General features: G+C 65.9%; 14 protein-coding genes and 4 pseudogenes. 4 read left to right on the top strand and 14 right to left on the bottom strand.

From position 1 onward, the window contains the following. Positions 1 to 187: 187 nt before the first annotated feature. Positions 188 to 352 (bottom strand): hypothetical protein, encoded by a 165-nt coding sequence (locus tag AC1DF3_RS26635; protein ID WP_478141410.1) that lies wholly within the window; start codon positions 350 to 352, stop codon positions 188 to 190. Positions 353 to 722: 370 nt separating this feature from the next. Here AC1DF3_RS26635 and AC1DF3_RS26630 point away from each other — a divergent pair, with 370 nt between their 5' ends. Further along, on the top strand, positions 723 to 1,619 hold the full coding sequence (locus tag AC1DF3_RS26630) for an HDOD domain-containing protein (protein WP_478141409.1): 897 nt from the start codon (positions 723 to 725) through the stop codon (positions 1,617 to 1,619). Continuing rightward, positions 1,616 to 2,248 (top strand): annotated as a pseudogene (locus tag AC1DF3_RS26625) (GAF domain-containing protein); the annotation flags it as partial. The gene AC1DF3_RS26630 and the pseudogene AC1DF3_RS26625, both read left to right, overlap by 4 nt. Before the next feature lie 62 nt (positions 2,249 to 2,310). Here the strand turns inward: AC1DF3_RS26625 and AC1DF3_RS26620 are convergent. The 4 genes and pseudogenes from AC1DF3_RS26620 to AC1DF3_RS26605 all read right to left on the bottom strand — a co-directional run. Continuing rightward, positions 2,311 to 2,829, bottom strand: a pseudogene (locus AC1DF3_RS26620) (Clp protease ClpC); the annotation flags it as partial. A 365-nt stretch (positions 2,830 to 3,194) separates the two neighbouring features. Then, positions 3,195 to 3,626 (bottom strand): hypothetical protein, encoded by a 432-nt coding sequence (locus AC1DF3_RS26615; protein ID WP_478141408.1) that lies wholly within the window; start codon positions 3,624 to 3,626, stop codon positions 3,195 to 3,197. A gap of 725 nt (positions 3,627 to 4,351) precedes the next feature. Then, positions 4,352 to 5,377, bottom strand: a complete 1,026-nt coding sequence (locus tag AC1DF3_RS26610; protein ID WP_478141407.1) for an IS110 family RNA-guided transposase — start codon at positions 5,375 to 5,377, stop codon at positions 4,352 to 4,354. 114 nt (positions 5,378 to 5,491) lie between these two features. After that, entirely contained in the window at positions 5,492 to 5,983 is a 492-nt protein-coding gene (locus tag AC1DF3_RS26605) for an IS110 family transposase (RefSeq protein ID WP_301816275.1), read from the bottom strand. Between the two features lie 127 nt (positions 5,984 to 6,110). Here AC1DF3_RS26605 and AC1DF3_RS26600 point away from each other — a divergent pair, with 127 nt between their 5' ends. Continuing rightward, complete coding sequence (locus AC1DF3_RS26600) at positions 6,111 to 6,311, top strand: response regulator (protein ID WP_366919368.1); 201 nt, start codon at positions 6,111 to 6,113, stop codon at positions 6,309 to 6,311. A 117-nt stretch (positions 6,312 to 6,428) separates the two neighbouring features. Here AC1DF3_RS26600 and AC1DF3_RS26595 read toward each other — a convergent pair whose 3' ends face one another. Then, a complete protein-coding gene (locus AC1DF3_RS26595; protein ID WP_478141406.1) occupies positions 6,429 to 7,565 on the bottom strand; it encodes an OmpA family protein in 1,137 nt (378 codons plus the stop codon). 56 nt (positions 7,566 to 7,621) lie between these two features. Beyond that, positions 7,622 to 8,785, bottom strand: coding sequence for an ice-binding family protein (locus AC1DF3_RS26590; protein WP_478141405.1), 1,164 nt, complete (start codon positions 8,783 to 8,785; stop codon positions 7,622 to 7,624). Positions 8,786 to 9,157: 372 nt separating this feature from the next. Between AC1DF3_RS26590 and AC1DF3_RS26585 the strand changes: the two genes are divergently transcribed. Beyond that, positions 9,158 to 14,014 carry a PAS domain S-box protein gene (locus AC1DF3_RS26585; protein WP_478141404.1) on the top strand — a complete coding sequence of 1,619 codons (4,857 nt, stop codon included), beginning with the start codon at positions 9,158 to 9,160 and terminating at the stop codon, positions 14,012 to 14,014. Positions 14,015 to 14,042: 28 nt separating this feature from the next. On the opposite strand, the pseudogene AC1DF3_RS26580 reads toward AC1DF3_RS26585, so the two are convergent. The 7 genes and pseudogenes from AC1DF3_RS26580 to AC1DF3_RS26550 form a co-directional block, all read right to left on the bottom strand. Continuing rightward, positions 14,043 to 14,153: pseudogene (locus tag AC1DF3_RS26580) on the bottom strand (SDR family oxidoreductase); the annotation flags it as partial. 580 nt (positions 14,154 to 14,733) lie between these two features. Then, complete coding sequence (locus AC1DF3_RS26575; protein ID WP_478141403.1) at positions 14,734 to 15,234, bottom strand: Lrp/AsnC family transcriptional regulator; 501 nt, start codon at positions 15,232 to 15,234, stop codon at positions 14,734 to 14,736. A gap of 30 nt (positions 15,235 to 15,264) precedes the next feature. Continuing rightward, positions 15,265 to 16,605 carry an aspartate aminotransferase family protein gene (locus AC1DF3_RS26570; protein WP_478141402.1) on the bottom strand — a complete coding sequence of 447 codons (1,341 nt, stop codon included), beginning with the start codon at positions 16,603 to 16,605 and terminating at the stop codon, positions 15,265 to 15,267. Then, a complete protein-coding gene (locus AC1DF3_RS26565; protein ID WP_478141401.1) occupies positions 16,602 to 17,699 on the bottom strand; it encodes a phosphotransferase in 1,098 nt (365 codons plus the stop codon). Before AC1DF3_RS26565 ends, AC1DF3_RS26570 begins: the two co-directional genes overlap by 4 nt. Before the next feature lie 5 nt (positions 17,700 to 17,704). Continuing rightward, complete coding sequence (locus AC1DF3_RS26560; protein WP_478141413.1) at positions 17,705 to 18,370, bottom strand: haloacid dehalogenase type II; 666 nt, start codon at positions 18,368 to 18,370, stop codon at positions 17,705 to 17,707. 431 nt (positions 18,371 to 18,801) lie between these two features. Next, positions 18,802 to 18,968 (bottom strand): annotated as a pseudogene (locus AC1DF3_RS26555) (response regulator transcription factor); the annotation flags it as partial. Positions 18,969 to 19,042: 74 nt separating this feature from the next. Next, positions 19,043 to 20,377 (bottom strand): NAD(P)/FAD-dependent oxidoreductase, encoded by a 1,335-nt coding sequence (locus AC1DF3_RS26550; RefSeq protein WP_478141400.1) that lies wholly within the window; start codon positions 20,375 to 20,377, stop codon positions 19,043 to 19,045. Positions 20,378 to 20,471: the final 94 nt, after the last annotated feature.

Raw genomic sequence — 20,471 nt, 5'->3', positions numbered from 1 at the left:
ATCTGTACGTGGCCCACCACAACGCCAACCCCAAACCCTTCATCTGGACCAAGAGCGCGACCGACATCTTGGCCAAGGTCACGCGCGCCAAGGCGGCGCTGGCACGGAGCACAAGATAAGTACATATTTACGTGGCGCACTGCACTAGCGAAGGAAGTGTTGTCCGTTGGGCACGGGCTGCACAGGGTCAGTTTGAACGCATTGCATCGGTCCAGTTCCGAGCCAGGGGCGGGCCGATGGACTGGCCCGATCGAATCAGCACGATCTGACTCTGGTCGCCGCAGGCCGGACTGCCAACAATCGGCCTGGCCAGATGCGAACAGCCGGAATGGGGCAGATCGAACTGGTTCATCACTCCAAACACCATGCGATTTGATTTCTTTCGGCGCCCGAGCGACGCCCCGGTGTGCCCGATCGAGGCGCGCGCGCCGGTAGCCAACGAGGCGATGCACCCCGAGGCAGGGGCTTCGTGACCTATGCCCTGCTGCTGGATGCGCAGAAGCGGTCAAGGGCTACAGGCTCGCATGGCACATGGCATCGCCTGGCGCCGAGCCAACCGCGTTCGAGAGCCTGAGGGCGCTCCTTTCCTGCGCCGCGACGAACCCCAATCCTCCCGAGACCGGCTGGCGCCTTGGCAGGCTGGCCCTCTTCTTCGACATGACAGTCGACGGACTAACCTGAAGGAGCTGCAGGCCTTGCCGCCGAAGAATGTCGTCCTGTGCATGGATCTCGACGACCTGATGAACGCGGACATCCGGTCGACGCTGCTGCGTCTTCGCGCACAGGGATATGGCTTCATGCTGCGCGGCGCGAGCCGCCACTGGGGACTCCGGTTATTCAGCCCATTGCCACGCATGGCGACCTGGCAGGACTTTGCCGCTTGCGCCGCGCGTCGCCTGGATGTTTTCGTGCCGGGCGGCCAAGCAATCGCCCTCCCGACGCAAGCGGGGGCCACTTTGCAGCCGGAATCCATGCTGATCGTCCGTCTGATGCAGACGATCCGACGTGATGAAGACTTACGCACCATAGAAGCCACTCTCAAGCATGACGCCGCGCTGACCTACCGCCTGTTGCTCCACATCAATTCGCCGGGCGTTGGAATCGGCGTGCAGGTCCAGTCGCTCCGCCACGCGGTGGCCATGTTCGGCTATTCGCCGCAGTTCCGATGGCTTTCGGTGCTGCTGGCGACGAGCAACAAGGACAGCGCGGCGTTCATGACGAAGAAAGCGATTGTCCGCGGCCGGTTTGTCGAGCTGATGGGCCAGGGGATAGCGCCACTGGACGATCGGGCTGGCGTCATGATGTCGGCACGCAACGTACGTATGCGCACGTATGGGCTGCGGCGGGCGGACAGCTTATCTTCCGATCACGGCACGATGGCCGTGGTCGAGAGTCGACGGGGCGGCGCGAGGCACCGTCTGTCTACAGCCCAATCGCCGGCCCTGAGAGCATTTCGGGGTCGCACGCATAGAAGGATGACGCAGGTCATGCAGTGGAACTCGCGCTCAACGAGGATGAAGATGACTGAATCGAACCCGTCCTCCATGGTCATGTTTGATGTTGGCCGCCTCTTGTCTGAAAGTGTGCAGGGGGAGTCTTGGCGGGATCTCGTCAGATGAAAGCCGCGCCGAAGCGCAAGGATGAGGACGCAGCTCTAGCCGCGCTCCACGCGCTAAAAATACTTGATAGCGAGCCGGAGCCCGAGTTCGATGCCATCGTGCGAACGGCGGCGGAAATCTGTGGCGCGCCAATCTCGCTGATCAGCCTGATCGACCATGACCGGCAATGGTTCAAGGCCAATGTCGGACTTCCGGGCATCGCCGAAACGCCGCGCGAGCTTGCGTTCTGCGCTCACGCCGTCCTCGGTGGCGACCTGTTCGAAGTTCCCGATGCCATGCAGGACAGTCGGTTTGCCGACAATCCCCTGGTGACGGGTCCGCCCGACATCCGCTTCTATGCCGGCGCGCCCGTCCTTTTGAACGATGGAATATGCGTCGGGACGCTATGCGTCATGGACAGGAAGCCCCGTCAACTGAGCGAGAAGCAGCGCGAAACGCTTCGATGCCTTTCGCGCATCGTGGCCCACGCGATGCAGGGCCGTTACGCGATTCGGGAGACCTTGAGGTTGGTGGACCGCCTGTCCGAGCAGCACGAGCTGCTTCGCGTCACGCTGCAGTCGGTGGCGGACGGAATTGTGACGACCGATGCGGAGGGCAACGTCGGTCTCCTCAATGCTGTCGCTGAACGTTTGACCGGGTGGTCGACCAGCGAAGCCCGGGGCAGAGCACTGTCGGAAGTCTTGCATGTGATCGTGGATGCCTCCGCGGTCGCAAGCCGGTCGTGCAGCGACTCCTCGCTGCCGAAGACCGTCGTCGCCAAGGCCTTGGCCAGCTCGGTCTTGCCGACGCCGGTGGGGCCGAGGAAAAGAAAGGTCGCGGTCGGCTTGCCTGCTTCGCCCAGCCCGGCGCGCGCCAGGCGCACGGCGTCGCTGACCGCGTGGACCGCCTCCTCCTGGCCGACCACGCGTTCCCGCAGCCGGTCTTCGAGTTGGAGCAGCTTCTCGCGGTCCTCGGTGGTCAGCTCGGACACCGGCACGCCGGCCAGCGCCGAGACGATCTGCGCCACATCCTCCACGCTCACTTCGGAAGAGCTGGTGCCACGCCGCTTCTTCCAGGCCGCAGTGGTGTCGGCGAGCGTCTTCTCGTCGCCCTTGATGCGGTCGCCCAGGTCCTTGGCCTTGTCATATTGCTTGGCCGCACCTGCGGCATCCTGCTCCTGGCGCAGCGTGCGAACGTTGGCCTCGATATGCTGCAGTCCGGCGGTGTTCATTGTGCGATGGGTGAGTACGGCCGACCTTCGCACTGGCAATCGCGCAGGGCCTCCTTGGCGTGCAGGGCCACCAAGCCGTAGAAGGTCAATTCGGGCCGAAGCGTCACTGGTACGAGCATAGGTCAATGTGAACCCGATCGGGCGCTCCGACAAGGGTCAGTTTCATCAACGTATTGCAGGCCAGGCATAGGCGTTGCCCGGGCGCGCAGCGGGCCCCACGGCGCCGGGCAGGTCGACACTCCGGGAGCGGCGCGTCAATACCGGCCACCGACCCAAAAGCCGCGTCTGGGCGACGGATGAGCCATGGGTGGACAAGGCCGTGCCTGGCGCGCGGATTCGGCATTAAGAGCAATTGCCCGCTCGGCTCACGGGTTCCTGCGGGCAGCTTGTTGTATTGCCCCATCGACGGACAGGTCCGAAGCTGGATCCTGACCCAGCAGAATCAGCGCGGCCCGGTAGGCGGACCGCGCCCCGGCGCGAATTTCGTTCACCAGCTCGCGTCGCCGCCGGGCGTGATGCTCGGGCGACCGGTAGACGGGTTCGGTCATGAGGAGCTGTGTCACCGTCAGCAGCCTGGCGGCGGACGTCAGGCAGAAATGAATGGCTGCGCGCTCCTGCGATGCCTTGTTGGCTTCCTCTACCCTGCGGATGACGACCTCCTGCGCTGGCGGAGATAGTTCGCCTAGATCGGTGGGGCCGGACCAGGGCGCAAATTCATGGTCGCCGTAGCGGGCGGCCAGGATCAGTTCGATCGAGTGGAGTGCCCGTTCGAGCTCGAGCATTTCGGTTGTTTTCATCAGACGTGTGACTGCCTGCGGGCGCGTGGCGGCCAAATGCCGCGCGATTCGCCGCCTCGGTTCAGACCTTCAATTCTCGGCAATCAAGCGCCCGGCGACCATGACCAGTTGCGCGCAGTTTCGACCGGGCCAGATGGGCAGTCCGCGTGCACAACGGCACTTGCCCCAACTGCGCCACCGACGGCATCGCCAGGGACCTCGCCGCGCCCCGAGCTTGGTGGCGAGGAAGACGATGCTGCACTTCATCGGTGGTCTCCTGGGGCGGACGGCCTCAATGCTGCGGCGCAAGCGTGTCGTTGACCTCAGCCTCGCTAGGTTCCAACTCGGCGCCAACAGGCTTGCCGCCCTGCGCGTCGGCCAGGGCCGGTAGCACCTCGGTGTCAATCGCTCTATGTCGACCTCGCCGACGATCCGGGGTTGTCGTACTTTTCGTGCATGTATGGACCCGACGCCTTTTGCAAGTTCTCGTTGGCGATGAGAAACGGTCTGCACGCATGTTTACGGCTTGCCAGTGGGCCCGTCGAGACACGCCCGCAGCCTTGATGAGATCCGCACACCCTGTCCTTAGCAAATCGGCGGCTTGAGCCTGAGCGTGCAGCCGGCACCAAAAACAGGTTTCGGGGTGTTGGTCCAACCGATCTCGTCATCATGTTCGAGAAGCTTCGCAAACCAGTGCTGGGTATCTTCTTTCCCCCTCAAGGTACTGTTGTAGATGCCACGGGATTTCAGAGCGCGGCGCCCGTGGGTCGATACACGTCTTCGCTGCTGAGCAGGACCTGGATGACGCGCGCATTCTTGTTGGCCAGCGCCACCGCCGCGCGGTTGTAGCCGCGGCGCGCGACCAGCTCCTGCAGCCAGCGGCTGCGCGCATCGACCTTGCCGACGGCGTAGCGCAGGACCGAGCGTGCGCCGTGAATCAGCAGGGTTCGAAGGTACGAATCGCCCCGCTTGCTGATACCCTTGAGACGCGATTTGCCGCGGGACGAGTACTGACGCGGCACCAGGCCGAGCCAGGCCGCCAGATGCCGGCCGTTTTTGAACTCCTTGGCGTCCCCGACAGCGGCGACGATCGCCGTGGCGGTGATCGGACCGACGCCGTCGATGGCCGTGATCTTCTTGCACAGGGCCGAGCTCTTCATGAACGACTTGATCCACGCCTCGGCAGGCGCAATGCGCTCTTCGAGCACGTGTACTTGCTGCAGCAATTCCATCAGCAGCGTCTGGCAGAAGCTGGTGAGCTCGCCTTCGCACTGTTTGAGGATCTCGGGCATGGCGCGCTTCAGGGCCTCAGGCGATTGGGCGATCACAATGCCGCGCTCGCCGAACAAGCCTCTGACCTGGTTGATGAGCGCCGTGCGCTGGTCGACAAGGAGTTGGCGCACACGGTGGGCGGCCATCATGTCCTGCTGGTCCACAGATTTCACGGTCACGAACCGCATTGCCGGGCGGCAGGCGGCCTCGACAATCGCCTCCGCGTCGTTACGGTCGTTCTTGTTCGTCTTGAAGAAAGGAGTCACGTAGTGCGGGCTGATCAACCGCACCTCGATGCCCAGTCCCTGGAAGCGCCGCGCCCAGTGGTGAGCCGAGCTGCATGCCTCCATCGCGATCACCCGCGGCCGCAACTCGTGTACGGCTTGCAATAGCGCGGCGCGGGTTACCTTCGAACGATGCTGTGCATGCCCATGGCGATCGGCGCCATGAAGCTGGAACACGCGCTTGGCCAAGTCGATGCCGAGAATCTCGATCTCCATGGCGAACCTCCGAGCCAGAGGGTTGTTGAGATGCGCAGTTTCGTCTCAATGGTGGCGTCGGGTCCATCTCAGTAAATTGGTGCGCTTTCTCGCACGCCCAGCAGCCATGCGGACTTACGTTTGATGGCGCAGGTGCCAGACGCGCGTCGCCCTGCGAGGGATCGAAGCCAGTACATAGACGGCCCTGCGTTTCGGAGCCAGCCATGCCCTCCTTTGCCCTGCTGTCAGGCGACACGACAAACTGCCCCCCGCGATGCCTCGGGCATCGTTGCGGTCGGTCTTGTTGCGCATGGCAGCCAGGGTGTTCTTGACCTGCCTGGCTTCCATGCAGATCACCTCGAAGCCTGCCGCCTGCAAGCCGTAGGTGAGGTACTGGGTCAGCGTGCCAGCCTCCAGGCGGACAGCCTTCACATCGGCGCTGAAGCTGCTCAAGCGCTTGGCAATCGCAGCTGGCTGCGCCGCCGTCTTGGCTTCGTGGCACACCTCGCCATGTTCGTCAACAACGCAAATCGAGACGGAGCGCAGGGACACATCGGCAAACGACCCGATGTGAAGCGCCGCTATCGAGGCGAGGGCGATGGCGTGATCTTCGTCGTCGACGATCATCCGTTGATGCGCGACGCGGTGACGATGGCCCTCGGCGAGCTTCGGCGAAGCGAGGAAATCGTCGAGTTCGCATGCCTGCGCGAACTCGCCAAAGGACTGGCCGCCAGCGGCTGTCCCCGATGTCGTTCTGGATCTGCATCTGCCCGATGCATCCGGATGCTCCGGTGTGCGCCAAGTCCGGCAGCGGTTTCCTGGCGTTCCCCTGGTCGACTATTCGGCGACGCCTGCCGCGCATGCACGGGATGAGCGCATCGAGGCCGGCGCCAACCACTACATTGAAAAAACCGTGAACTCGCAAGGCTGGCGGCTGCGTTGGCGCAACTGCTGACAAACCTTTCCGTGGCGCGATGTCACCACGACGAGCAGGTCCAATGGCGCCAGGCCGCTCGCGGCGTCAACGCCGCCAGTGGAAGCCGGGCCAGCCGGGATTCGTGATGTGCGCCGCTCAGCGCACCCCTACCACCCCGACCTCGACCCGGCGATCGGGTTGCAGGCAGGCAATCAGCGCGGGGCTCGGCTGGCTGCCCTTGCACTCGCCGGCCTTCGTGACCGGCGCCGTGCTGGCCTTGCCCGTGGCCACGATTTTTCGCGGATCGATCCGGCCGGACTGCGCGAGATAGGCCTTGACGGCCTCGGCCCGTTGCACCGAAAGCCGCTGGTTGTGGCTGACGGAGCCGAGACGGTCGGTATGCCCTTCCACCGTGATCACCTCGAACTGGATCGGAGCGAGGTCGGCGCCGAACCGGTCGAGCGCGACCTTGCCGGGCGCCGTGACCTCGGCCCGATCGAAGCCGAACAGCGAGTCCGCAGAGAAGCTCACCCGACGTATCGGAGCCGCCGCCACCGTCTCAGCCTGGACGGTCGCTGGCGCAACCGCCGCCACCGGCTCGACGTAGGTCGGCGCGCTGCGCACCGGCGCCGCTGCAGAGGCGCCGAATGGAAACACCAGGCTCACCGTGGCCGCGTTGATGTCGCCGCGGTTTCCCACGGCGTCGTTGACCCGGTAGCGTTCGAGCTCGCCGCGGATGAGGAAGCCGGGGCTCACCGCATACTGGATGCCGACGCCGAACTTGTAGTTGGCGTCGCTGCTGCTGGGGTTCAGGGCGGTCACGGCGACCGCGCCACTGCGCGAAAAGGTATCGCGCGTGCGGCCGTACTGCACCCCTACCCGCCCGAGCACCGACCAGCGCTCGTCCAGGGGAAGCGTGCCCACGAGGTCGAGATTGACCCCCTGGAACTTCGCCTCGCCGGTCAAGATTCCAGTCGGCGTCGTGGTGGCTGCGAACCCGAACTTGCCGAGGTTGAAGTACCCGGCTTCGACGGCCCAGTTCGGAGTGAACTGATAGCCACCGAAGAGCTTGTAGGCGAGCGAACTCTCGTCGCGCGACATGCCGGTGGTGGCAAGGCCCGCGATGCGCAGGCGCGCGACGATGCTCTCGTCGTCGATGCGGGCCTGCGAGCCGCCCAGCGAGACGCCGCCGTAGAAGTAGGGGGCCTCGCGGCCCTGGGCCAGGGCGGAGCCGGCAACCACGCAGCCCAGGCCGGTCAGGCCGAGCATGCGCAGCAGGTGTCGAGGTTTCATCTTGGCTTTCGGGAGGGCAGGCAGAGCGGGCGGACGAACGAGGCTGTTGCCGGCGTTCACGGGGCCACCACCGTGGTGTTGACCATGGTCACCGAGGCGGCAAGGCCCAGGGCGCGTCCGGTCAGGACGGTCTGCGCGGTCTGGCCCGCGGTGGAGATCGTCACGCCGGCGCCGGCGATGATGGTGCCCACCATGCTGCTGCCGTCTTCGATGCGAGCGGCGCTCGCGACTTGCCAGAACACGTTCTTGGCCTGCGCGCCGTTGGTCAGCAGCACGGTGCGGGGCGTGGCGCCCAGCCCGATGGTCAGCGACGAAGGTACTTGGAACACCCACACCGCGTCCGGATTCCCTTGCGCATCCAGCGTGAGGTCGCCGGTCGTGATGGCGAAGGTTCCGCCCGCCGAGGTGTAGACCGCGGGCGGCAGCACGCGTCCACCGAGTTGGCCGGCGCCCGGATCGTTTCCTGCCGGCAAGGCCGCCAGGTCGTCGTAGGCCCGCTGGGCATCGGCTGCCGCCTGCGTGGCGATCGTCATGCCGGCGGCGGTCCCGGGTGCGGGCGGCGCGCAGAAGACGGCGCCGTTGGTCACCGCCCCGCGATTCAAGGGCGTCTCGGTGTAGATGTTCGAAGCGTCGTGGAAGCCGGTGATCAAGGTGCATGCCGCGGTGGTGCCGAGGTTGCCGTTGACCACGGTGTTGACGCCCTGGTTCGTCACGCCGGCGCCGCCGCCGAATCCGCCGAACAGGCCGGCACTGCGCAGATCGACCGCGGCGATGCAAGCTTTGGATCCGGTGGAGAAGTCCCAGACGCGATCGGCCGCCAGGGCCATGCCGTCCTTGCCCTTGACGCCCGCGCTGCCCGATTTGATCGTCACCACGAAGGCACTGCTGGGCGCAAAGCCCGCCGCCGCCGTCGCGACGAAGCGTGCGACCCGCGTGATCGGGTCATAGGTGACGGTGCCCGAGATCGGCGCGCCGTTGCCCACGACCTGGAAGGTGGAGGCGTTGATGGTCGCTGCGTCCATGGCCGTGTCGAACCCGGCACTGACGGTCGTGACCGGGCACAGGCCGGAGGCTCCCAGCGCCGGAGTCACCGACGAAATGGTCGGTGCGACCGGTGTGCCCGGTTGTCCGCCGGCGGCGCCGAGACCCGCGGCTCCAGCGGCCCCCGCTCCTGCGCCCGAGGTCTGCCCGACCCCTACGCCACCCAGGATGGGGTTCATCCCGCCGCCACCGCCACCGCCGCCGCAAGCGGCAAGCGCGCAGGCCAAAAGCACCGGAAAGATCCGCGGAATCAATTTGAATCGTGTAGGGAAATGGCTCATGAATAGTCTATTTGCGAAGAATGGGGGGGGTGGAAGCGCGCGGCCTGCCAGCCGCCGTCGTCCGAAAGGGAAGCGTAGGGCCGTGGTCCCGTCCGACCTATCCGTACGCGCACGTAGGTCGCGGGAATAGTTCACACATACCGATTGAGCGGACAATGGGCGACGCCTTCGCCTCCGCAGGCGCTCGCGGAGTTCCCGCACTGGAGAAGGGTTGCTGGAATGACTCCGTGGGCATCGAATCGGGCAGCCCCGAACAACGCGACGCCGCGCGTGGCGCTGCTCGACGCGCAGGGGATGGTCCTCTGCGTGGACTCCGAGTGGGCGCTTCTTGCCGCGTCAAGTGGGGCTGCGCCCTTCTACAGCGGGGTGGGCTCCGACTACCCCGAGCAGTACGCGACCATGGTCAGCGGCGCGCCGGAGGCGGCGGCGGACGCGGTCCGGGGAATGCGCTCGGTCCTGAAGGGGACGACGCAGAAATTCTCGTGGGACTACACCTGGGACTCGCCGCTCGGGCGCCAGCCGTGCCGAATGAGCGTGACGCCGCTGCAGGGCCCGGCAGGCGGCGCGGTCGTGACGCATGTCGACGTCGATGTCGTCGACGAACCACGAAGCGCGAGCCAGGACGCGGCGCATCGCATGCTGAGGACGCTGGTCGACGCCTCGCCCGACATGATCTATGCCCTGGACACGGAAGAACGCCTGGTGATGTGCAACCGCGAAGCGCTGCGTCAGCTCGGCGCGGACCGGGAGCGCGACCTGGAGGGCAAGTCGGTTCATGACCTCATGCCCGCTGCAGGGGCGGAAGCCGCGCAGGCCGAGAACCAGCGTGTGCTGGGTGGAAAGCCCGTGCTCGATCGCGATCGGCGGCACGTCGATCTCGCCGGCGTGCCCCACTGGCAACGCACCATCAAGGTTCCGCTGCGCGATGCCGATGGCGCGGTCATCGGCTTGATCGGCATCCACCGGAACATCTCGGATCACAAGAGGGCGCAGGAGGAGACGCGAGAAATCGCCGATCGGCTGGGGACTACCCTCGAACGCCTGCCCGACGGCTTCTGCACCATCGATCGCGAGTGGCGCATCACCTACCTGAACGAGCGGGCCCGACGCCTGCTCGGGCACGCCCGCACCGACCTGCTCGGCCGAACGGTGTGGAACGCTTTGCCGGAGCTCGCGGGTACGCCGTTCGAGCCGGCATTGCGCCAATCGATGGAACTCGAGACCACGGTGCAGGTCGTCGAGCGACTGTCTTTGCGCAGTCGCTGGTTCGAAGTCCGGATCCATCCGTCGCGCAGGGGGCTCTCCGTCTACATCCGCGACGTGACCCGCCAGCGCCGCTTGAACGAGAAACTGGAACTCGGCCGAATGCGCCTGATGGCCGCGCAGACCGTCGAAAAGATCGGCAGCTGGATCACCGATCTTGCGACCGGGACGGTCGAATGGTCCGACGAGACGCACCGGATCTTCGACACCGATCCGCTGGGCTTCGCGCCTACGCATGCCGGCTTTCTGCAACGCGTGCACCCCGATGACCGGGCCAGGATCGAGGCCATCTTTACAGCGTCGCTGCAGGAGCCGAAGGCCCAGGGCATCACCCACCGGGTGCTGTTGCCGAACGGCGCCATGAAAACCGTCGAGGAACGCTGGCAGGTGTACTTCGACGCCAAGGGCAAGCCGATCCGCGTGCTCGGGACGTGCCAGGACGTGACCGAGCGGGCGCATGCCGAACAGAGACTTCAGGAGAGCCGGCTGATGCTGAAGCTGGCTGGCAAGATGGGCCGCATCGGCGCCTGGATGGCCGACCTGGACGAGGACAGGGCCCTCTGGTCGGACGAGGTCTGCGCGATTCACGGCGTACCTCCCGGGACGTCCCCGAGCATTGTCGAGGCCATGGCCTTCTATGCCCCCGAGTCGATCGTTGCCGCATCGAACGCCTTCATCGCTTGCGCCCGGCAGGGGGTGGCTTGCGACATGGAGTTCGAAATCATCGCCGCCACGGGCCGGCGGGTGTGGGTTCGCGTGATTGCCGAGGCAATCAGGGACGAGAACGGAAGCATCCGGCGGGTGCAAGGCGCATTCCAGGATCTCTCCGAGCGCAAGCGCACGGAAGAAAGTGCCCGGCGCCTTTCGGAGCGTCTCACCACCACGCTTGAAACTCTCTCCGACGGTTTCCTGGCGCTCGATGCGAACTGGCGCCTCAGCTACGTCAACCCGAGGGCCGAGCAGATGCTCCAGCGCCCGGGCGGCGAACTGACAGGCCAGGTCTTCTGGAAATGCATCCCGGGATCTCTGGGGAGAGAATTCGAAGCCTCTTATCGAAGCGCCATGTCGCAGCGAATGGCGGCCACGTTCGAGACCTTCTTCATGCCGCTGAATGCGTGGCTGCGGGTCAACATCTATGCCTTCGAAGAAGGCCTTTCGGTGTACCTCCGGGACGTGACCGCCGAGCGCGGGGCGCGCCAGCAACTCGAGCTCCTGGAGGCGAGCGTCGCCCAACTCAACGATGTCGTGCTGATCACCGACAACCTGGTCGACGGGCCGGGACCGCGGATCGTGTTCGTCAACGATGCCTTCGAGCGCATCACGGGCTACGGGCGCGAAGAAGTCCTGGGACGATCGCCGCGCTTCCTGCAGGGTCCGATGACGGAGCGCGCCGAACTCGACCGCATACGTGCAGCCTTGGCGCGCAGCGAGCCCGTGCATGCCGAACTGCTGAACTACACCAAGTCGGGAGGCGAATACTGGGTCGAGCTGGACATCGTGCCGGTCGGTGCCGAAGGGGCCCATCCCGGCCACTTCGTCGCGATCCAGCGCGACATCAGCGATCGCAAGCGTGACCAGAGCGAGCTGCGCGAGATCAACACGGCGCTCGAGACGCGGGTGCAGGTGCGCACGGCCGAGCTCAGTCTGGCGCTGGACGCCGCCGAGCAGGCAAATCGGGCCAAGTCCGCCTTCCTGGCCGCGATGAGTCATGAGATCCGCACGCCGATGAACGGCGTGATCGGCATGATCGACGTGCTGGCGCAGGGCAGCCTCCAGCCCGATCAGCGCGAAACCGTCCATATTGCTCGCGATTCGGCAACGTCGTTGCTCGCGCTCGTCGACGACGTCCTCGACTTCTCCAAGATCGAGGCCGGGCGTTTCAGCGTCGACCTGGAGCCCATGGCCATCGCCGCCGTGATCGAAGGCGTGCGCGCCACGCTGGCACCCGCCGCATCGAAGGGTGGCGTGGCCTTGACCGTGTCCATGGATGCCGCTGTGCCTTCGAAGGTGTACGGCGATGCCGCGCGCCTGCGCCAGGTTCTGATCAACGTCGTCGGCAACGCGATCAAGTTCAGCAGCCAGCCGGGGCCTGCCGGCCGGGTGGCGCTGGGCGTCTCGCTGGTCGAAAGGGCCAACGCCGTCTCGATGACGGAGTTCCAGGTCACCGACAACGGCATCGGCATGGACGAGCACATGCTGTCACGGCTGTTCACGCCCTTCAGCCAGGCGGACAGCAGCACGACGCGGCGCTTCGGCGGCACCGGACTGGGGTTGAGCATTTCGCATGCCCTGGTGGAAATGATGGGAGGCCGGATCGAAGCGCGCAGCCAGCCCGGGCTCGGTTCGACTTTCACGGTGACGCTGCCATTTCGCACGCGGGCGATCGATGGCGTCGATCCGGGCAGCTATCCGGCGCTCGCGGACGCGGCGCCGCCTTCGGCAAGATTCGTGGGCGCCGCGGCTTCGGCTTCGAGCGGCCCGTCCATCAGGCCACGGGTGCTGGTGGCGGAGGACAACGAAACCAACGAGCTCGTCTTGCGCAAGCAACTGTCGCTGATGGGCTTTTCAACCGATGTCGGGCGAAACGGCCGCGAGGCGCTCGAGCTGCTGCGGCGCAACGACTATTCGCTGCTGCTGACCGACCTTCACATGCCGGTCATGGATGGCTACGAGTTGGTGGCCACGATTCGCGCCGAGGAAAAGGGCATGCGGCGCATGCCGATCATTGCGCTGACGGCCGATGCGCGCTCGGGTGACGCACGGCATTGTCTGGACGTCGGCATCGACGAGTGCCTGATCAAGCCCCTGCCGTTCGAGACCTTGAAGGCGACCCTGCTGAGGTATGTGGAGGACCCACCCGGGACAAAGACGGCGCCTGGGGAAACGCAGGGACCTTCATCCGGAGGCGAACCGCCGGTCAACCTGAGCGTCCTGGCCTCATTGATCGGCGACGACCCGGCGGCGACCGCCGAAGTGTTGCAGGCCTTTCGGGAAAGCGCCGCGCGGGTGGGCACGGAACTGGCCCATGGCGTCCGGACCGGCTTGCGCCAGGTGGTCCTGGACGCGGTCCACAAGCTCAGGTCGGGCGCCCTGGCGATCGGGGCGATCCGCCTCGCCGACCTCTGCGTCGCGACCGAAAGCAGTGCCCGAAACGACAACGACGCCACCTTGCTGTCGCTGCTGGTGCGGCTCGAGACCGAAGTGCGCGACATTGATCAGTTTCTCGCACTGCGCGCCGAGCCGCCGGATTCAGCCGCCCGCCTGCGGGTCCTGGTGGTCGACGACGACGAGTTCATGCGCGCCGCGCTGAAGCGGATGCTGGTGGGGGCCGGTTTCAGGACTGAAGTCTTTTCTTCGGCCGAGGACCTGCTTTCCCATGGAGACCTGACGCCGCCGGGCGTCTTGCTGCTGGACGTGAAGATGCCGGGCATGTCCGGCATCGCATTGCAGGCGGAACTGCGCGAGCGTCGCGTCGGCTTGCCGGTGATGTTCCTCACGGGGGCTTCCGAGATTCCGCTGGCCGTGGAGGCCATGCGCAATGGCGCGGTTGATTTTCTCGAAAAGCCGGTCGAACGCGCCGATCTGGTCCAGCGCGTTCGCCGCGCCTCGATGCTGGGCCAGGCAGCCGCCGCAGCGCCAGCCGCGGCGGCCGATCATGAGCGCCGCCTCGCCACGCTCACGCCACGCGAGCGTGAAGTCCACGATTGCCTGGTCACCGGCTTGACGAGCAAGCTGATCGCCATCGAGCTCGGCGGCAGTTTCCGGACGGTGGAGACGCATCGGGCCCGTGTCATGTCCAAGATGGGCGCGGCTCACCTCGCTCATCTGGTCAGGATGGCGGTCGACGCCCGGGCCGCGCCTTAGCGACGGCGGCCCGCGGTCACGCGCTGCCTCAGAAGTTGCTCATGCCGCCGTCGATCACCAGCTCGCTGCCGACCGTGAACTTCGACTCGTCCGAGGCGATGAAGACCACCGCCTTGGCGATTTCCGAGGGCTCGCCGCAGCGGCCGGGCGGACGTGGCCCAGGATGGCGCCGGCCATCTTGTCAAGATCGGCCGCCGCCAGGCCCAGCTTGCCGTAGAACGGCGTCGAGATCCGGCCCGGGCTGACCGCGTTGACGCGGATGCCGCCGCCGATGCGGCGAAACGTCGAGGCCGATGGGGGGTATTGACCGTCAGGCCCTGCCAGGCACCAGGTCGCAAGAAGGGGGGATCGTACTTTCAGTCCGGAACGCGAAAACCAGTCAACGTGCAACTCCTTGTCGCACAACGACTTTTCGACTCGAAGCGCAGTGATTTGCAAGAAAAGTACGATCACCCCTACCCGGAGTGGCTGTTCGGCAACTTCAACCGTTCCGCCATCCGCGCGATCGTTCGCGGTTCGAGGCACGGCCTGGAGCGCACCGGTCCGGCCGGCTTGGCAACACGCGGCGCACCTTGTTCCGACGAGGCTGGCGCGACAAACCGCGTTCCATCATCATCATCTCTTCGCCCTAATGCAGGTCGAGGTCGACACAAAGGCGATCAGAACCTTCGGTGAATTCACTCGACTTGCATCGTCGCGCGGCCTGAGCCGCACGATCATCAGTCCCACCGCTTCTGGGTCGCGATGATGCCCAGCGGATACCCGCGCCGATCCAGCGACTGGCGCAGGACGATCCGGCTGGCGAAGCGCTCGATGCCGATGTCGTCTTCCAGCATCTGTTCCATCAGCTCCTGAAAATAGCCCACGCCGGGCGCCACGATCTTCAGCAGGTAGTCGTAGCCGCCGCTGACGTTGTAGCACTCGACGATCTCCTCGTACTTCCCGGCAGCTGCCTCGAATTTGCGGAAATCATCCGGTCGGTGGCTGCTGATGGTGACCTCCGAGAACACGATGACGTACTCCCCCAGCTTTTCCAGCGCGATGTCGGCGCTGTAGCCCCGGATCAGTCCGGTCTCCTGCAGCCGCTTGGTGCGCAGAAGACACGGGCTGGGGCTGAGGCCTATCGACTCGGCCAGATCGACGTTCGAGCAGCGCCCCTCGCGCTGCAGATGCACCATGATCTTGAGGTCGAACCGGTCGAACGCAACTGCTGATCTCATGAGGCGATCGTACTGTCAAGTCGCCGGCGACTAGCGCCGCGCCTGGGTGAGCGATTCGTCGAGGGCCTCGATCACCATGCCGGCCTGCTCCGCCGAGAGCACCAGCGGCGGACGGATCTTGAGCACGTTGTGTCCCTGGGCGCAGGCGCTGAGCAGCACGCCTTTGTCGCGCATCAGGTTGACCACCCGGCTGGTGAGGCCGCGGTCCGGCGCCCGCGTCGTCCGGTCCGACACGAGCTCGACGCCGACGAAGAGCCCTGCCCCCCGTACGTCGCCGATGGCCTCGTGCTTCGCGACGAGCCCGGCGATGCCGTCGAGCAGCACCTTGCCGATCTTGGCTGCATGTGGCACCAGTCGGTCCCGTTCAATGGTCTCCAGCACTGCCAGGGCCGCTGCGCACGAGACCGTGTTGCCGGCGAAGGTGTTGAAGTAGCGGGACTTCTTGCCGAATTCTGCCAGCGCGTCGGCTGTCGCGAGGAGGCCCGCGATCGGCTGGCCATTGCCCATCGGCTTGCCCAGGGTGACGATGTCGGGAACGAGGCCGTGGCGCTGAAAGCCCCACATGTGCTCGCCGGTGCGGCCGAAGCCGGGCTGCACCTCGTCGGCGATGAACAGGCCGCCAACGCGCTTGATCGCCTCGACCGCTCCCTTCAGGAAGCCCGCAGGCTCGGGCAGGATGCCGTCGCTGGTGAAAAGCGAATCGACGATCAAGGCTGCTGGCTTGATGCCGTGGCGCTGCAGGTCGGCGATGGCCGCCTCGACGTCGCGCGTGAAGCGCTCGCCGAGGTCCGCGCCTTCGGCGTGGTACTTGCGCGGCGCCGGCACCAGGCGAACGTGCGGACCGAGGTCGACGCTCACGCCCAGCGACGGCGAGAACTGCGACACGGCGTCGGTGATGCCGTGGTAGGCCGTGTCGGTGACGATCACACCCGTACCGCCGGTGCGCACCTTGGCGATGCGATAGGCCAGGTCATTGGCCTCGCTGCCGGTGCAAGTCAGCATCAGGTGGGCCAGGTCGGTGCCGGGCACGCTGGCAAGCAGGCGCTCGGCCAGTTCGAGGATGGTGTCGTGCAGGTAGCGCGTGTTGGTCGCGAGCGTGTTCACCTGGCGGCAGATCGCCTCGGTCACCGCAGGGTGGCAGTGACCGAGCGAGGTGACGTTGTTGTAGACGTCGAGGTAGCGGCGGCCTTGCGGGTCGATCAACCAAACGCCATCACCCCGAACGATGTGCAGCGGGTGTTCGTACATCAGCCGGTAGGCCGGGCCGAGTAGCGCATTGCGCCGCTCGATCATGGCCTCGGTGGCGGGCCCGACGTTGGCACGGCCTGGGATGTAGGCGTTGACCATGTTGAAGTCAGCGGTGGCTTTCATGAGAAGGTTCCGTTTCGTTTTGGGGTCAATAAGCGGTCGCGCGCGTCGTGGCGGGAGAGGTCTGCCATCTGCGACAGCGCCTCCCAGGCCGCGGGGTTGTGGCGCATGATGTAGGCGCGGTTTTCTGGGTAGCGTAGGGCGCGCCACTCCGAGATCAACGCCGTGATGAGGTGGCGCGTCGCCATGAGGTCGGCGACGACGTCCTGCTCCAGCTCGGTCAGCGGCAGGACGGCTTGGTAGGCGCCGACGAACTGCGCCGGTCCCTCGAACGGGTCGGCGCTGCCGGTCATGTGGAAGGCGGCAGCCGTCGCCACCTCGCCGACCAGTGGCGCATGCAGCATGTCGCCGAAGTCGATGATGCCGGTGATGCGCGCCTGGTCGTTCGGCGCGACCAGCACGTTGTAGAGGTGGTAGTCATTGTGGATCACCTGCGCCCTCAACGACGCGAGGCGGGGCAGCACATGGTCGGTGAAGCGTGTCATGAACGACTGGGCCAGCGCGCGGCGTGGTTTTTCGACCAGGCTGTCGAGCTGCACCGTCAGACGGTGCGCGGCGGACACGTTCCACAACAGGTCGTGCGTGGCCGCAGGGTGAGTGAAGCCTTGCAGGGCGAGGTCCAGTTCGGCGAGCCCCTTGCCCATCGCCGCGCGCTGAGCGGCGGTGCGCGGTGTCTCCCGGATCTGGATGCCTTCCAGGTAACTCAGCATGCGCACGGTGGTGCGGGTGCCGTCGGCGAGCTCCACGGTGTCACGCAGGCGGCCGTCCAGCGTCCGCACGACGCGGGGGACCGGCTGGCTGGGCGACGTGCGGGCGATGTGCTCAAGGGCGGCGATCTGGAAATCCACCAGCGACAACGGCTCGGAGGGGTTGCTGATCTTGAACACGTAGCGCGTACCGTCAGCGGACTCCACGGCGCAATTCTGGTCGCGCTCGCCAGCCAGCGACTTCACACTGCCGTCGATCCCATAGAGGCACGCCACGAGCGCCTGCACCTCGGCTGGCGCCAGGTCGGGCGCTGCCGTGCTCAGCGCAGCGGCCTCGCTTGGGTGGACCTCAGGCGTCGCGCCCTGAGGTCCCAGGTGGGGGTCAAGCATGAGCATCAGAGTCCGAGCAGTGCAGGAAGCTGACGAACGTCAGTCAAGCGGCTCACGCCGTATTCGGTCGACGTAGGCTCGTGACCCCGGTCGATGAAGGCTTTGGCCATGAAGCCCAGGTCGGACGCCGTCATCAGGTCATATCGGAAGCTCGACGAGACATGCATCATCTGGCCGGGCCCGCAGCCGAGCTGGTCGAACATGTATTCGAAGGCTTGCATGCGTGGCTTGTACGCGCGTGCTTCCTCGGCCGTGTAGACCGCGTGGAAAGGGGCCTTCAGGTGTGCGACGCTGTGAGGGATGAGGTCGACCATCGAGTTCGACAGGATCACCAGCGGCACGTGCGGTGCGATCGCCTCCAGCACCTCGACCACGTTCGGGTGCGGCTGCCAGGTCGGCACCGCGTCGTATAGAGAGCGCGTATCCGATGCCAGGAATTCGATGCCGTGCGCCTTGCAGGCACGTTGGATCGAGTTCCCCACTACGTCGTAAAAGGGCTTCCAGTCGCCCAGTACCTCGTCGAGGCGATAGGCCTTGAAACTGTTCAGGAAGGCCGACATCCGGTCGGCCGACACGCGGTCCTTGAACAGGACTTTTGCCGTTGGGCCCATCTCGAAGTTGATGAGCGTTCCATAGCAATCGAAGCTGATGAATTTTGGTTTGAATATCATGGGATGACCCGCTGCGTTGAGATGGAATAAGTCTAGGGTCGCTCCCCTTTCAGGAGATGCCATATCGCAGTGAAACCCGAGCAGTTTCTTTGTCAATCTGCAGGGGGCTTGGCATTTTTGAGTGGTGCTATTCGCGAATGCCAGATGAGCGTGGCCGGATCGAAATGAATAGAGCACTCCGACATCTTCGGCGGATGCCTTCCAAGCCGCCGCACATGGTTTAGCGCTTGGCGAACATTGGCGCGGTGAAGGGACACCCCGCGCTGGAAGCACGAATCGGCATCCGGCTGATCGACCGTCCCAGCCGAAGGATGGTCCTCCCCGATGAAGGCGATCTGGTCGCATCGCACGGGGCGATCGTGCCCGGCGGCAGGAACCTCCCAGCTTTGCAAGCACCGCTTGAGCCGTCGGCTGCCAGATCGGAAGCGACGAGCGTCTACGCGTGCCTTGAGCTCCAAGCTGATGGGCTTGGCCATGCAGTCGTCGGCGCCATTGTCCAGGCTCTTGACGCCCTCCTCCGCGCTATCTGCCTCGGTGAGCACAAGCACCGGAAAGTGCGACCGCGGGCACGCAGGCGCTTGAGGATCTCGAGGCCGTGCGGAGCCAATGGCGCGGCGGCTCGAGCTCGATCCGCCTTGGCCGGGACATGGCGCGCAGCATGATCGCAACGCCTCAATGAAGCTTCACGTGCGGTTCGGTGCGCCGCGTGATGAGCCGGGCGAGCGTGTCGAGCGAGACCTTGACCACGCCGTGCAGTGCGAGCTCGTGCATCTTGTAGAGCGACATGTACATCAGCCGCGCGAAGGCGCCTTCGATCATCAGACTGCCGCCGATCAGGCCGCCCATCATGTTGCCGACCGTGCTGTACTCGCCGAGCGAGACCAGCGAGCCGAAGTCGCGGTAGCGGTAGGGCTTGAGCGCCTTGCCCGCCAGGCGCCGGCGGATCTGCGCCGCGACGTGCGAGGCCTGCTGGTGCGCTGCCTGCGCGCGCGGCGGCACCAAACCGCCCTTGCCGCCGTTGGCCTCGGGCCAATCGCAGGCCGCGCAGTCGCCGATGGCGAAGATGTCGGCGTCCCGCGTGGTCTGCAGGGTCGGCAGCACTGCGAGCTGGTTGCTGCGGTTGGTTTCGAGTCCCGCAATGTCCTTCATGAAATCCGCCGCCTTCACGCCCGCGGCCCACACCACCAGCTCGGCCGGCAGCGTGCGGCCATCGGCCAGGCGCACGCCCTCGGGCAGCACCTCGGCCACCTTGGCCGAGGTGTGTACGTCCACGCCCAGCTTGCGCAGCAGCGCCTCGGTGGCCGCCGACATGCGCGGCGGCAGCGCGGGCAGGACGCGATCGGCGGCCTCGATCACGCTGACCTGGATATCCTTCTCGGCGTCCACGCGATCGAGCCCGTAGGCCACGACCTCGCGCGTGGTGCGATGCAGCTCGGCGGCCAGCTCCACGCCGGTGGCGCCCGCGCCGATGATCGCCACGTGCAGCTGCTCGGGTCTGAGCGGCGTGGTCTGCGCATGCGCGCGGATGCAGGCGTTGACCATGCGCTGGTGAAAGCGCTGCGCATCCGCCTTCGACTCGAGCCGCAGCGCATGCTCGCGCACGCCGGGTGTGCCGAAGTCGTTGCTGAGGCTGCCGATGGCGACCACCAGCGTGTCGTAGCCGAAGGCGCGCGCAGGCGTGACCAGGCGGCCCTCGTCGTCCAGGTAAGCCGCGACATGCACCTCGCGCCTTTCGCGGTCGATGCCGGTGAGCTCACCGAGCTGAAATCGGAAGCGGTGCCAGTGCGCCTGCGCGAGGTAGTCAACCTCGTGTGCGCCCATGTCCATGCTGCCCGACGCGATCTCGTGCAGCTTGGGCTTCCACACATGGGTACGGTGCATGTCGACGAGCGTGATGTTCGCCACGCCGCGCAAGACCCGCATATCGCCGAGGCGCGTGGCCAGTTCCAGCCCGCCGGCGCCGCCGCCCACGATGACGACTCGGTGCTTGGACAAAGGGCTGTTCATGGTTGACTGCTCGTACACGCGCGGGGGCGCTTCAGCGCGGCTGGGCCGCGACGAGCGATGAGTCCGCCAGGCACGGCCACTTCGTGGAGGCGCA

It is taken from the genome of Variovorax sp. 10N432, assembly GCF_056394465.1.
This window is presented reverse-complemented; position numbering and strand designations above follow the sequence as displayed.

Excerpts from the sequence above, each read along its gene's own strand:
- AC1DF3_RS26635 (WP_478141410.1), bottom strand. The coding sequence starts at position 352 with ATGAACCAGTTCGATCTGCCCCATTCCGGCTGTTCGCATCTGGCCAGG.
- AC1DF3_RS26610 (WP_478141407.1), bottom strand. The coding sequence starts at position 5,377 with ATGGAGATCGAGATTCTCGGCATCGACTTGGCCAAGCGCGTGTTCCAG.
- AC1DF3_RS26605 (WP_301816275.1), bottom strand. The coding sequence starts at position 5,983 with ATGATCGTCGACGACGAAGATCACGCCATCGCCCTCGCCTCGATAGCG.
- AC1DF3_RS26590 (WP_478141405.1), bottom strand. The coding sequence starts at position 8,785 with ATGAACCCCATCCTGGGTGGCGTAGGGGTCGGGCAGACCTCGGGCGCA.
- AC1DF3_RS26630 (WP_478141409.1), top strand. The coding sequence starts at position 723 with ATGGATCTCGACGACCTGATGAACGCGGACATCCGGTCGACGCTGCTG.
- AC1DF3_RS26550 (WP_478141400.1), bottom strand. The coding sequence starts at position 20,377 with ATGAACAGCCCTTTGTCCAAGCACCGAGTCGTCATCGTGGGCGGCGGC.
- AC1DF3_RS26615 (WP_478141408.1), bottom strand. The coding sequence starts at position 3,626 with ATGAAAACAACCGAAATGCTCGAGCTCGAACGGGCACTCCACTCGATC.
- AC1DF3_RS26595 (WP_478141406.1), bottom strand. The coding sequence starts at position 7,565 with ATGAAACCTCGACACCTGCTGCGCATGCTCGGCCTGACCGGCCTGGGC.
- AC1DF3_RS26565 (WP_478141401.1), bottom strand. The coding sequence starts at position 17,699 with ATGCTTGACCCCCACCTGGGACCTCAGGGCGCGACGCCTGAGGTCCAC.
- AC1DF3_RS26560 (WP_478141413.1), bottom strand. The coding sequence starts at position 18,370 with ATGATATTCAAACCAAAATTCATCAGCTTCGATTGCTATGGAACGCTC.
- AC1DF3_RS26575 (WP_478141403.1), bottom strand. The coding sequence starts at position 15,234 with ATGAGATCAGCAGTTGCGTTCGACCGGTTCGACCTCAAGATCATGGTG.
- AC1DF3_RS26570 (WP_478141402.1), bottom strand. The coding sequence starts at position 16,605 with ATGAAAGCCACCGCTGACTTCAACATGGTCAACGCCTACATCCCAGGC.